Genomic DNA, 12,128 nt, shown 5'->3' on the forward strand with positions numbered 1-12,128 from the left:
CGTGAAAAAGTTGCCCCTTGTGGACAACTTTCGGCGCGTCTACGTTCGCCTTCCGCCTGAAGGGGGGCGAATTCGTGAGTGCACAGACAGCTGACAACTCGTGGCAGATGAAGGCAGCGTGCCGGGGGCCACAGGCCGCCGTCTTCTTCCCGCCACCGCAGTTCGAGCGCAAGGACGAGAAGCTCGACCGTGAGGCGCGGGCCAAGGAGATCTGCGCCACCTGCTCGGTGAAGGAGCCCTGCCTCGACTACGCGGTGTCGATCCGCGAGCCGCACGGCATCTGGGGTGGTCTCAACGAGAGCGAGCGCAAGGCCATCCTGGTCCGCGTGAGCTGACGGCGGCGGCGGGCGCTCGCTCCTACTGAGTCACGGCGGATCTCCTCGGGGCCGGGTGTCCCATCGAGGAAGGATCCCCGAATTTCACCAAAAGGGGGTCCTCCACATCTGGCGCTGGGTGCCGATGTGAAGCCCGTGAGTGCGCTGCAGAGCTACCGCGCCCAGGTCGGGGTGGCGTTCGAGGTGCTGGCCGAGGGGCTGGCGCCGTACGTGGACCTTCACATGGCCGCCCACATCCCCGACGACGAGTGGATCCTCGTCGCCGCGGCCAAGCTCGGCAAGCGGGCCGACTTCCTCGTCTCCGTGTCGGATCCGCAGTTCCAGCTCGACGTGCTCAACCGCTTCTGGGGCCCGGTGTTCGCCCGCGACCTCGATCCCGGGCTGCGCAACGTGATCGGCGAGCTGCGCGAGGCCCGCAACCAGTGGGCCCACATCGACGACGACAACCCCATCGAGCTCGACGACGCCCTTCGCGTGTGCCAACTCGTCGAGGAGCTGCTGGCCGGCGTCGGCGCCGCCGGCATCGACCAGGTGTCGGCTTTGTCGGACGAGCTGCGGTGGGCCTCGGTGCGTCAGGACTCGGCCGCCCGCGGCGTCAGCGAGGCCGATGCGCTCATCACCCAGCTGGCCGAGCTCCAGGCCGAGCGGGCGGAGCTGCAGGAGCGGCTCGACGAGGCCAAGCAGGAGGCGGCGTCGGCGACCGGTCGCCAGCGCGCCGTGGCCCGCCAGCTCGCCGAGCTGCAGACCCAGTACGCCGCGGTGGCCGACCTGCGCAGCCGCTACGTCAACCTCCAGCGCCAGCTGCACGAGCTCGAGGCGTCGTCTTCGGACGGCCACGACACCCTCACCCTGGCCGGGCACGCCCGGGCCCATGCTGACGAGGACACCGACGCCGCGCTGGCCGGGCTCACCGACGAGTCGGCCGAGCTGCGCCGCAAGCTGGCCGATGCCCGCACCGCGCTCGAGACCGTGAACCCCGCCGAGACACCGGAGGGCCAGCGCTGGATGTGGCTGATCGCAGGGCTGCTGGTGAGCCTGTCGATCGTCATCATGCTCGTCGCCACCGGCGTCTGACGAGGTCGGATCGACCCGGTCCGCCCGGCCCCGATCCCGGGCGCCGCCGGTAGCCTTGAAGGGCGATGTTGCTGCTCCTGACGCTCCTCTTCCTGGTGGTTCCCATCGTGGAGCTCTGGGTGATCGTGGCCGCCGCGCAGACCTTCGGCGTACCCCAGACCCTCGTCGTCCTGGTGCTCATCAGCTTCGCCGGCGCCTACCTCTGCAAGTGGGCGGGCCTCGGCGTCCTGATGCGCATGCAGAAGACGGTGCGCTCGGGGTCGGTCCCCACCCGTGAGGTCGTCGACGGGTTCCTGGTGCTGCTGGCCGGCGCCTTGCTGCTGACGCCGGGCTTCTTCACCGACCTTCTGGCGCTCTCGCTGCTGTTCCCACCCACGCGTGCCGTGGTCCGAGCCGCCATCCTGCGCCGCTACCAGCACAAGCTCGTGGCCTTCGGCGTGCACGACGGCGCCAAGGTGTACGACACCGTCTTCGCCTACCGCGACCGTCGCGGCGACGTGGTCGATGTCGACGAGGTCGACGAGGTCGATGACTTCGGGCCGCCGGCGTCCCGTCCCCCGTCGGGCGGGCCGCTGATCGAGCTCGGCCCGTGACGGCCACGCTCCCCGTGGGCGCCGGTGACGCCGTGGCGGTGCGCGATGCCGCCACCGTCTTGTTGGTCCGAGACGGCGAGCGCGGTCTCGAAGTCGCCATGCTTCGGCGCCGCCTCGACTCGGGCTTCGTCCCCGGCGCCTACGTCTTCCCCGGCGGCGCCGTGGACCCGGGTGACCGCTCCCCGCTCTGGGCGTCGCGCTCGACGGGCCACGACGACGCCTCCGCCTCGGCGGTGCTCGGCCTCCCCGCCGGCGGGCTCGCCTTCTGGGTGGCGGCCGTGCGCGAGTGCTTCGAGGAGGCGGGCCTGCTCGTCGCCCGCCACGAGGACGGCCGGCCCCTGCGGCTGGCCGATCCTGACCTGGCCGCCCGCTTCGACCGCCACCGTGCCGCAGTCGACCACGGCGACGTCGACCTCCTCGACGTCGTCGCCGAGGAGGGCCTGCTCCTCCCACTCGGCGAGCTCCACTACTTCGCCCACTGGATCACGCCCGAGCGGGCGCCGCGTCGCTACGACACGCGCTTCTTCGTGGGGCGTGCGCCCGACGACCACCTGCTCCGCCACGACGGCGACGAGACCATCGCCGCCCTGTGGGCGCGCCCGGCCGACGCCCTCGACCGGTTCTCGGCCGGTGGCTTCGAGCTGATCCGGCCCACCGAGCACAGCCTCGAGATCCTCAGCGCCTATCCCGATGCCGACGCCGTGCTGGCGGCCGCCGCCGCCGGCCCCGTCGGAATGGAGACCCCATCATGAGCATCACCGACACCACCGAAGCCCCGCCGCCGCCCGAGATGATCGTGGGCGTGGCGCGTGCGCTCAGCCCGCTGGTGCGGCGCATCCTCGCCCCCAACCCGGGGATCATGACGGGGCCCGGCACCAACACGTACCTGGTGGGCATCGACGAGATCGCGGTGATCGACCCGGGGCCCGCCGACGACGAGCACCTCGATGCCATCGCCGGTTGCGGTGGTGACCGCATCCGCTGGATCGTGCTCACCCACACCCACGAGGACCACTGGCCCGGCGCCGCCGGCCTGAAGGAGCGCACCGGCGCCGAGGTGCTCGCCTTCAGTGCCCCGGAGGGGGTCGATGCCGCGGTGGTGGACACCGTCATCGAGGACGGCTTCCAGATCGAGGCCACCGAGTTCCGCCTCACCGCGGTCCACACCCCCGGCCACGCCTCGAACCACCTCTGCTACAAGCTCGAGGAGGAGCACACCCTCTTCTCCGGCGACCACATCATGGAGGGGTCGACGGTCGTGATCCGCCCGCCCGACGGCGACATGGCCACGTATCTCGAGTCGCTCGAGCGGGTGCGGGGCATGCGCCTGCGCAAGATCGCACCGGGCCACGGCCACGTCATCGAGGACCCCAAGGCCGTCCTCGAGCACTACGTCAGCCACCGGGCCGAGCGCGAGGCGTCGATCCTCGCCGCCCTCCAGGGGGAGGGCACCGCCACCATCGACCGCCTGGTCGAGGTGGTCTACGTGGACGTCGACGAGGAGCGCCACCCCATCGCCCGCCACACGGTGCACGCCCACCTGCGCAAGCTGGCCGACGAGGGCCACGTCACCGGCGACGACCGCGACGACCTCGACGCCGCCTGGCACGCCGGCTGACGGCGCGGGGCCCGTCAGCGCAGCCGGAAGGCCTGCACCGGCTCGTCGTAGCCCTTGACCCGGGTCGGCGGCAGTGCCTCCAAACCGGACCTATCGCCGAGCAGGTCGCGCACGCCGTCGGACACCACGACGCCGCCCGGGTCGGCCAGCTCGACCAGGCGGGAGGCGGCGTTCACCACCCGGCCGTAGTAGTCGCCATCGCGGGTGAGCACCTCACCGGCGGCCAGGCCCACCCGCAGCGGCGGCACCGAGGGGTGGTCGGCGAACTCCGAGGCGAGGGCGATGGCGAGATCACAGGCGTCCGCGGGCTCGGTCAGCACGAACATCACCTCGTCGCCGATGAGCTTCACCACCCGGCCGCCGTGGTCGGTGACGAGGTCGACCACCTCCCGCTCGAAGGTGCCGATGGTGGCGACCAGATCGCCGGTCGGGAGGGACCGGGCCATCGCCGTGTAACCGACCATGTCGGCGAAGCCGACCACCAAGCGGGCGGTGGTCGACGAGCCCTCGGCATCGGTGGCCCACTGTTGCTCGGCGGCGAGGGCGATGGTGCGTCGCAGGATGATGTCCACCGCTCGAACCGTCTGCGGCATGAGCACCTCGGTCAGGTCGGTGTAGGCGTCGGCGACCTCGACGTAGCGCACCCCCGAGCTCAGCAGCGGCACCTCGAACGAGAGCCGCAGCGCCGCGACCGCAGCATCGCCGATGCGGGCCACCGAGGCCCCCACCACCCGCAGGAGCTGGAGGGCGGTCTCCGGCTCGAGGACCGACAGGGAGGAGAGGAGGCCGAAGAGCTCGGCCTCCTCCTCGGTCACCGCGCGATCGTCGGCTGGAGGCTCGGCGAAGCCGAGGGCACGCCACGCCCGTCGGGCGGTGGCGAGGTCCACCCCGTGGCGTTCGGCGGCCTCGGCGAGGGTGAGGCGCGGCGATCCGCCCCGGAGGTTGAGGTCGGCGCTGACCGCACCGAGGACTCGGAGCCGAGCGCCCGGCACCTCGGGCAGGGTGGCGCTCACGCGTTCGAGCTGATCGAGGGTCGCGCCTCGATCGAGCAGATGCCGGGCGAAGGAGAGGATCTCGTCGGCGTCGGGCGCGTCGGGATCGACGATGCCGCGCCGCACGAGCTCCTCCGGGTCCACGTCCGCCACGGCGTCAGTGTCGCACCTGTCCAGCGGTGCTTCGGCCGACGTCTCGACGCGATCGTCTCGACTCGCCCGATCCCACACGTCGCACTTGGCCGGACGGGGTTTCGTCGGGATACGTTCGCGTCACACACGCCAAGTCCAGGGGGACTGACACATGGCCGACTACCAGCTCTTCATCGACGGCGAGCTCTGCGACGCCGCCTCCGGCGAGACCTTCGCCACCCACGACCCGGCGACGGGCGAGAAGATCGCCGACGTGGCCAAGGCGGGCCGCGAGGATGCGGTCCGGGCCATCGAGGCCGCCCGCAAGGCCTTCGACGAGGGCCCGTGGCCGAAGATGAGCGGCAAGGAGCGCGCGGCGAAGGTCAACCGCATCGCCGAGCTGATCGGCGAGCACGCCGAGGAGCTGGCCGAGCTCGAGGTGCGCGACAGCGGCGGCACCATCCGCAAGGCCAGCCTGGCCGACATCCCGGGTGGCAAGGGCGCCTTCGAGTGGTTCGCCAAGATGGCCGACACCCAGCCCGACCAGGTCGACCTCGAGGGCAGCCCCTTCCCGGCCTCGGAGAACTACGTCCGCTACGAGCCCATGGGCGTGTGCACGGGCATCATCCCGTGGAACTTCCCGTTCATCATGGCGTCGTGGAAGATCGCCCCGGCCATCGCCGCGGGCAACTGCACGGTGATCAAGCCGGCGACCTTCACCTCGCTCACCGCCCTCAAGCTCGCCGAGCTGATCCAGGAAGCCGACCTGCCGCCTGGCGTGGTCAACATCATCGCCGGGCCCGGTGGCACCGTCGGTGAGGAGCTGGCGGGCAGCCCGCTCGTCGACAAGACCGCCTTCACCGGCTCCACCGAAGTGGGCCGGCGCATCATGCAGCTGGCCTCGGCCACCGTGAAGCCCGTCACCCTCGAGCTGGGCGGCAAGTCCGCCAACATCGTCCTCGACGACGCCGACCTCGACCTCGCCGCCGCCGGCGTGCTCTGGGGCACCTTCATGCACGGCGGCCAGGTCTGCGAGTCCGGCACCCGGGCCCTCGTGCAGCGCAGCATCTACGACGAGTTCGTGAGCCTGCTCGCCGACCGCGCCGGCAAGATCGCCCTCGGCAACCCCCTCGACTTCGAGACCGACCTCGGCCCCCTCGTGCACCGCAGCCAGGTCGAGACCGTCGAGCGCTACGTGGCCCTCGGCCGCGACGAGGTGGGCGAGCCCATCACCGGCGGCGCCAAGCCCGAGGCCCTGCCCGAGGGCCTCGACCGCGAGGCCTACTTCCAGCCGACGATCTTCGCCGACGTCGACAACGGCGCCAAGATCGCCCAGGAAGAGATCTTCGGCCCCGTCCTCTGCGTGATCCCCTTCGACACCGACGAGGAAGCCGTCGCCATCGCCAACGACTCGATCTACGGCCTCGCCGGCGGCGTGCAGAGCGGCAACCTCGACCGGGCCAAGGGCGTGGCGGCGCAGATGCGCACCGGCACGGTGTGGATCAACGACTACCACCTGATCGACCCGCAGCGGCCCTTCGGCGGCTACAAGCAGTCGGGCATCGGCCGTGAGCTCGGCACCTTCGGCTTCGAGGCCTACCGCCAGGTCAAGCACGTCCACGTGAACCCCGAGACCGCCGGCCGCGACAACCACTTCCACTACCCGCTGTTGAGCCCTCAAATCTGAGGGGGCTGCCCCCGCGCGTCGGGTCTCCCGTGGGTCCCGCTCGGCGGGTCCTGTCGGCGGATTCCGTTTCGGGCCATGCTCGCTCGGTCCTCGCTGCGCTCGTCGCTCGCTGCGCGTGGCCCGAAGCCGTTCCGCCGCCACCCGCCTTGCTTTCGTGCCGGCTCGCCGACGCACCAACCCCGTCGTTCGGGCGGCGGGCTGCGCCTGCCGCGGCGGTAGCGTGCCGCGGATGAGCGCCGACGGTGACCGGGTCCGCTTCGCCGGGCTGGACAAGGCCTTCGCCCCCATCGGGGTGGGGTGCTGGGCCTGGGGGGACAAGTCGACGTGGGGGATGGGCGGCTACGACTCGACCCTCACCGAGGCCACCATCGCCGAGGCCTTCGAGGCGTCGGTCGAGGCCGGCGTCACGCTCTTGGACACCGCCGAGGTCTACGGCGGTGGCGAGAGCGAGCGCATCATCGGGCGCCTACTGGCCTCGAGCGGCGTGGAGCGCGACCGCCTCGTCATCGCCACCAAGTTCATGCCGTCACCCTGGAAGCTCGGCGTCAAGGGTGCGCTGCGCTCGGCGCTCGAAGCCTCGCTCGACCGCCTCGGCGTCGACCGCGTCGACCTGTACCAGATCCACGGTCCTGTCAGCCTCCGCTCGCACCGGGCGCTGGCCGACGCCCTCGCCGCCGTCGTCCACGACGGCCTGGCGTCCGCAGTCGGGGTGTCGAACTACTCCGAGCGCGAGATGACGGCCATCCACGGCGAGCTCGCCCAGCGGGGCGTGGCCCTCGCCTCGAACCAGATCGAGTACTCGATCCTGCGCCGGCGCCCCGAGAACGTGGGCCTCATCGCCGCCTGCCAGCGACTCGGCGTGGTACCTCTGGCGTACTCACCCATCGCCCAGGGCCGCCTGACCGGCAAGTACAGCGCGGCCAACCCGCCCCCCGGCCGGCGCAATTTCTCCTCGCACCCGATGGAGAAGATCGACCCGGTCGTCGAGCACCTGCGCGCCATCGGAGAGCGCCACGACGGCCGCACCCCCAGCCAGGTGGCGCTGCGCTGGCTCGTGCAGAAGGGTGCCGTGCCGATCCCCGGGGCCAAGAACGCCAAGCAGGCTCGCGAGAACGCCGGCGGCCTCGGCTGGGCCCTCACCCCCGACGAGATGGCCCGCATCGACGCCGTCTCCCTCGACGGCGTCCGCACCCTCCAGTCCCGGGTCTGGCAACACGGCTGAGGGGGCTGCCCCCGCGAGATCCGGTTTCCCGCCGGCCGGGTCCTGTCGGCGGAGTCCGTTTCGGGCCATGCTCGCCGCTCCTCGCTGCGCTCGTCGCTTGCTGCGCGTGGCCCGAAGCCGTTCCGCCGCCACCCGGCCGGCTGGCTCCGTGTCTCACCACCCCGTTTTGCGGGCGGCGGGCTGCGCCCGCAGCGTGGCCCGAAGCCGTTCCGGCGCCACCCGCCGATCTGGTCATGTGCAGCACCACGGCTCGCCACCCCGTTTTGCAGGGGGTCGGTGGTTGGTTGCGTCGGTGCCTACGCTCTCGGTGTGCGCGTGAAGGCAACTGCTGCTGCGGAGGCGGTGGTGCGCCGCGCGATCGAGGCGCGGGACGGGGCGTTGACGATCACCATCGGAACGGGGTGTTGCGAGTCGACGGCGCCGTTCCTGTACGAGGACTTCTGGCCGGGACCGGATCAGGAGGTCGTCGGCGAGGTGGCCGGGGTGTCGGTCTACGCCCCCGAGTACCTGCGCCGGCTCTACCCGGGTGACGACGCCGTGGTGGTGGACGTCTACGAGGGGCCGGCCGAGTCCATGTCCATCGAGACCGAGTGGGACTGCCGCCTCATCCTGCGCGGGATGGGTGTCGACGCCGGCCAGACCGACGACGACGCGTGCGCCGTCCCCTTCCCCGACCCTCCCGCGCAACCTCGCAAGGTCGTCGGCTCCCTCCCTCCCGGCCTCGCCAAGCTCCGCATCCGCTGACCCTGGAGGCGGCGCTCCTTGGCGGCCGACCTCCCTTTCTCGGAAGCGTCAGGCCGCTGCACACGGTCTCAGCCTTCCCAGAACCCGGAACCGGCGCCCGGTCCCTGCTTCTCGGAAGCCTCAAGCCGCCTGAGGCGGCCGATCGCTTCCGAGAACTCCGGGACGTCGGAGCGCCGGCTCGAACGGCGCCACAGGACGTGACCCCGCGTCCCCTTGCCCCGTTGTTCGCGCCTTTTGCAGCATTCGGCCGCGGCGGCCGAAGTGATGCCTGGCCTGCGTCGCGAGTTCCCCCCGCAAGCAGGGGTCGGGCCGATTCTCGGATACCGGATCGGGGACCGGACCCGTCAGGTCGCGGGGGTGGCCCCATCGAGGGCGTCGAGCGCCGCCACGGCGGCGTCGAGCATCCGGGCGGAGCAGCCCGCCATCTCGACCGGGGGGACGGCCTCGTTGACGATCACCTCGGCGATGGCGCGGAAGGCGTCGGCGGCGGGGCCGTCGCCGAGGGCGATGGGGGCGCCGGTGTCGCCGCCGAGCGAGACCGACGGCTCGAGGGGCACCTGGCCGAGCAGGGGGACACCGGCATCGGCGGCCAGGGTGGCACCGCCACCGGCCCCGAAGAGCGGGTACGACTCGCCGTGGTCGCAGACGAACGCGCTCATGTTCTCGATGACGCCGACCACCCGCACGTGGCTCTTGCGGGCCATGTTGGCGGCGCGGATGGCCACCTTCTGGGCGCCGACCGCCGGGGTGGTGACGATGACCATCTCGGCCCGGGGCAGCATGCGGGCGAGGCCCATGGCCACGTCACCGGTGCCCGGCGGCATGTCGATCAGCAGGTAGTCGAGCTCCCCCCAGCGGACGTCCTCGAGGAAGTGCTGGACCGCCCGGTTGAGCATCAGGCCCCGCCACATGAGGGCGGACTCCTCGTCGTCGACGAGGAAGCCCATGGACACGACCTTGAGCACCCCGTCGCCCATGGGCAGGGTGTGGGGGACGATCTTCTTGGCGGCCGGCTCGTCGCCGGTGCCGTCGGCCGACCCCTCTCCGACCGCCGGCCCGGCCTCGCCCATGAGGCGGCCTTCGATGCCCAGCATGCGCGGCACCGAGAAGCCCCAGATGTCGGCGTCGAGGACGCCGACGGTGAAGCCTCGGTGGGCGAGCGCGGCGGCCAGGTTCACCGTGACCGACGACTTGCCCACGCCACCCTTGCCGGAGGCGATGGTGATGACCTTGGCCGTGGCGGGGATCTCGGTCTCGGGGGCCCGCTCGGCGGCGTTGAGGCGGGCCTTGCCCATCGTGGCCGCCTTCTCCTCCGCGGAGAGCTCGGTCCAGTCGATCTTCACCGAGGTCACGCCCGGCAGCGACGCCACCCGGGACTTGGCGTCCTTCTGGATCTGCGCCCGCAGCGGGCAGCCCGCCGTGGTCAGCGCGATGGTGAGGGTGACGGTGCCGTCGTCGGCCACGACGGCCCCCTTGGCCATCCCCAGGTCGACGATGTCGCTGCCGAGCTCGGGATCGATGACCCCGCGCAGCAACGCCATCACCTCCTCGGTGGAGGGCCGCTCGGGCGCCGTCGTCGCAGGATTCGCCATGACGCCGGTGATTTTACCGGGATTGTCCGTGTAATCTCTGCTCGTGGCCAACGACGCTCGGCTCGACGTGTTGAAGGCGCTGGGGGACAACACCCGGTACGCCATCTACCTCGAGCTCGCGCGCTCGCCGGCGCCCCGGTCCACCGCCGAGATCGCCGAGACGCTGGGCCTGCACGTCAACACCGTGCGCCCGCACCTCGACCGCATGCGCGACGTCGGCCTGCTCGACCTGCGCATCGGCAACACCGGTGGCGTCGGGCGTCCCCAGCACCTCTACTCCCTCGCCGTCGACGCCCCGTCGCTGGGCCTCGAACCGCCGGCGTTCCCGCGCCTCGCAGCCATGCTCCTGAAGATGGCCGACGCCGCCGGCCTCGAGGGCGCCGATGCCGCCGAGGCCGGGCGCGAGCAGGGCCGCCTCGACGCCGAGTCCTTCCCCGACGGCACCCCGTGCCTCGAGGCCCTGATGGGCCAGCTCGCCGAGATGGGCTTCGACCCCGAGGTCGAGGGCGACGCCGCCGGCGTCACCGTCGGGTTCACCCACTGCCCGTTCCGCGACCTCGCCGAGGCCAACCCCGATCTCGTCTGCGGCCTGCACCGCGGCATGGTCGAGGGACTCGTCGACACCCTCGGCGACGACGAGGTTGCCGAATTCCACAGCCTGGTCCACCGTTCGCCCTGCCAGGTCGAGCTGGTGGGCGTGTCACCCCGCAGCCCCGTAGCCAACGAACCCCTCACCGATAGGATGGATCCATGAGCCTCACCGAAGACGTCACCAAGGGCGATTCCCCGGTCCTCGACACCAGCGTGATGGTCGTGACCGACACCGCCGCCTCCAAGGTGAAGGAGCTCATCGCCGCCGAAGGCGACGAGTCCCTCGCCCTGCGGGTCGCGGTCCGCCCGGGCGGGTGCTCGGGCTTCAGCTACGAGATGTTCTTCGACTCCGACATCGCCGGCGACGACATCGTCGACGAGGGCAGCGGCGTCAAGGTCATCGTCGACCCGTCGAGCGCCCAGCTGCTCCGCGGCGCCAAGCTCGACTACAAGGACGGCCTGCAGGACGCAGGCTTCTCGATCGACAACCCCAACGCGCAGCGCAGCTGCGGTTGCGGGCAGTCGTTCAGCTGACGCACCGCTGACGCCGCGCCGCCGGCGCGCCACCGATCGGTCGATCCCGCCGGCACCGCCGGCGGGATCGTCGCGTTTGGGCTCAGGTGAGGGCGGCGAGCCCCTCGGCCACCTCGGTCTCGTCGAAGATGGTGTCGAGACGCTTGGCGATGGTGCCGTCGGAGTTGGCGAGGAAGAGCACCGGCTCGTAGCTGAGACGGTAGGCGTCGATGATGGGCGCCAGCTCGGCCTCGGCGATGTTCTCCACGGCCTCGGGGTTCTTGTACACCTCGGCGTGCACCATGCGGACGTCGGGGAAGGCGCCCTCCTGGCTGAGCAGGACATCGAGCACGGGCCCGCAGATCGCGGTCTGGCAGTACGCGGGCGTGGCGATCATCAGCGCCACGGGAACCCCCTCGGCGAGCACCTCGGTGAGGGTGGCGCCGTGCAGGTCGCAGTCGGGGTCGCGGGTGCAGATCGGGTCCACGCCACGGGCGTCGGCCGTGGTCGGGGTCTCCACCGCGATCAGCGGCTGGCCCGGCTGCGGGACCGGCACGGCGTCCGGCTCGGACACCCGGAAGACCCGCGGGTCGAGCTCGGACCCGTCCACCGTGGTGGTGACCTGGAAGTCACCGGCGGTGGGGAACTCGAAGAGCAGCGGGAAGTAGGCGGTGGGGATGCCCTGATCGTGGCGCTCGACGGTGACCGGCGCGCCCACCGCGGTGCCGTCCGCGGTCTGCACCACGAACTCGAGCGAAGCCGGTGGGTCGTCGACGGGTGCGCCGGTCGAGTCGGCGAGGGTGAAGGGGAGGCGCTGCTCGCTGCCCGTGACCAGGAGGCCCTCCGGCGGGAAGACGGCCGACAGGAAGAAGCCGGGCGTCGTGGCGTCGGCACCGTCGGCGTCGGAGGTCTCGTCACCGTCGTTGCCGCTCCCGCCCCCGCAGGCGGCGAGCACCACGAGGCCGGCGGCGCCGGCTGCCCCGGCGAGCAGGGTGCGGCGGGTGATCGTGGGGGAGGGGTCGACCATCCCCCGAA

Annotated in this window: 13 protein-coding genes; 10 read left to right on the plus strand and 3 right to left on the minus strand. The window is 71.8% G+C overall.

The features are described 5' to 3' along the window. Nucleotides 1–74: 74 nt before the first annotated feature. The 5 genes from JNK12_08310 (at nt 75) to JNK12_08330 (ending at nt 3,620) form a co-directional block, all read left to right on the plus strand. Nucleotides 75–335, plus strand: a complete 261-nt coding sequence (locus tag JNK12_08310; GenBank protein ID MBL8775918.1) for a WhiB family transcriptional regulator — start codon at nt 75–77, stop codon at nt 333–335. A 135-nt stretch (nt 336–470) separates the two neighbouring features. Then, nucleotides 471–1,409 (plus strand): hypothetical protein, encoded by a 939-nt coding sequence (locus JNK12_08315; GenBank protein MBL8775919.1) that lies wholly within the window; start codon nt 471–473, stop codon nt 1,407–1,409. A 65-nt stretch (nt 1,410–1,474) separates the two neighbouring features. Beyond that, nucleotides 1,475–2,002 carry an FxsA family protein gene (locus JNK12_08320; GenBank protein ID MBL8775920.1) on the plus strand — a complete coding sequence of 176 codons (528 nt, stop codon included), beginning with the start codon at nt 1,475–1,477 and terminating at the stop codon, nt 2,000–2,002. Next, nucleotides 1,999–2,754, plus strand: coding sequence for an NUDIX domain-containing protein (locus JNK12_08325; protein ID MBL8775921.1), 756 nt, complete (start codon nt 1,999–2,001; stop codon nt 2,752–2,754). The genes JNK12_08320 and JNK12_08325 overlap by 4 nt, the downstream gene beginning before the upstream one ends. Further along, entirely contained in the window at nt 2,751–3,620 is an 870-nt protein-coding gene (locus tag JNK12_08330) for an MBL fold metallo-hydrolase (protein ID MBL8775922.1), read from the plus strand. Before JNK12_08325 ends, JNK12_08330 begins: the two co-directional genes overlap by 4 nt. A 14-nt stretch (nt 3,621–3,634) precedes the next feature. Here JNK12_08330 and JNK12_08335 read toward each other — a convergent pair whose 3' ends face one another. Next, nucleotides 3,635–4,765, minus strand: a complete 1,131-nt coding sequence (locus JNK12_08335) for a hypothetical protein (GenBank protein MBL8775923.1) — start codon at nt 4,763–4,765, stop codon at nt 3,635–3,637. A 151-nt stretch (nt 4,766–4,916) separates the two neighbouring features. Between JNK12_08335 and JNK12_08340 the strand changes: the two genes are divergently transcribed. From JNK12_08340 to JNK12_08350, 3 genes are all read left to right on the plus strand, one after another. Continuing rightward, a complete protein-coding gene (locus JNK12_08340) occupies nt 4,917–6,431 on the plus strand; it encodes an aldehyde dehydrogenase family protein (protein ID MBL8775924.1) in 1,515 nt (504 codons plus the stop codon). A 229-nt stretch (nt 6,432–6,660) separates the two neighbouring features. Further along, nucleotides 6,661–7,653 (plus strand): aldo/keto reductase, encoded by a 993-nt coding sequence (locus tag JNK12_08345; GenBank protein ID MBL8775925.1) that lies wholly within the window; start codon nt 6,661–6,663, stop codon nt 7,651–7,653. Nucleotides 7,654–7,962: 309 nt separating this feature from the next. Beyond that, nucleotides 7,963–8,397 (plus strand): DUF779 domain-containing protein, encoded by a 435-nt coding sequence (locus tag JNK12_08350; protein MBL8775926.1) that lies wholly within the window; start codon nt 7,963–7,965, stop codon nt 8,395–8,397. Nucleotides 8,398–8,741: 344 nt separating this feature from the next. Here the strand turns inward: JNK12_08350 and JNK12_08355 are convergent, their stop codons facing one another. Beyond that, the gene (locus tag JNK12_08355; protein MBL8775927.1) at nt 8,742–9,989 is read right to left on the minus strand and encodes an Mrp/NBP35 family ATP-binding protein; all 1,248 of its coding nucleotides are present in this window, start codon (nt 9,987–9,989) and stop codon (nt 8,742–8,744) included. A 43-nt stretch (nt 9,990–10,032) separates the two neighbouring features. Between JNK12_08355 and JNK12_08360 the strand changes: the two genes are divergently transcribed. Next, a complete protein-coding gene (locus JNK12_08360; GenBank protein ID MBL8775928.1) occupies nt 10,033–10,743 on the plus strand; it encodes a helix-turn-helix domain-containing protein in 711 nt (236 codons plus the stop codon). Continuing rightward, nucleotides 10,740–11,114 (plus strand): iron-sulfur cluster insertion protein ErpA, encoded by a 375-nt coding sequence (gene erpA, locus JNK12_08365; GenBank protein MBL8775929.1) that lies wholly within the window; start codon nt 10,740–10,742, stop codon nt 11,112–11,114. The genes JNK12_08360 and erpA overlap by 4 nt, the downstream gene beginning before the upstream one ends. An 82-nt stretch (nt 11,115–11,196) precedes the next feature. Here the strand turns inward: erpA and JNK12_08370 are convergent, their stop codons facing one another. Beyond that, a complete protein-coding gene (locus JNK12_08370) occupies nt 11,197–12,120 on the minus strand; it encodes a hypothetical protein (GenBank protein MBL8775930.1) in 924 nt (307 codons plus the stop codon). Between the last annotated feature and the right edge of the window lie 8 nt (nt 12,121–12,128).

Source organism: Acidimicrobiales bacterium (assembly GCA_016794585.1).
Taxonomy (GTDB): domain Bacteria; phylum Actinomycetota; class Acidimicrobiia; order Acidimicrobiales; family DATDAH01; genus JAEUJM01.

Coding starts and splice junctions, on each gene's coding strand:
- JNK12_08370 (MBL8775930.1), bottom strand. CDS start 12,120: ATGGTCGACCCCTCCCCCACGATCACCCGCCGCACCCTGCTCGCCGGG.
- erpA (MBL8775929.1), top strand. CDS start 10,740: ATGAGCCTCACCGAAGACGTCACCAAGGGCGATTCCCCGGTCCTCGAC.
- JNK12_08320 (MBL8775920.1), top strand. CDS start 1,475: ATGTTGCTGCTCCTGACGCTCCTCTTCCTGGTGGTTCCCATCGTGGAG.
- JNK12_08345 (MBL8775925.1), top strand. CDS start 6,661: ATGAGCGCCGACGGTGACCGGGTCCGCTTCGCCGGGCTGGACAAGGCC.
- JNK12_08330 (MBL8775922.1), top strand. CDS start 2,751: ATGAGCATCACCGACACCACCGAAGCCCCGCCGCCGCCCGAGATGATC.
- JNK12_08340 (MBL8775924.1), top strand. CDS start 4,917: ATGGCCGACTACCAGCTCTTCATCGACGGCGAGCTCTGCGACGCCGCC.
- JNK12_08355 (MBL8775927.1), bottom strand. CDS start 9,989: ATGGCGAATCCTGCGACGACGGCGCCCGAGCGGCCCTCCACCGAGGAG.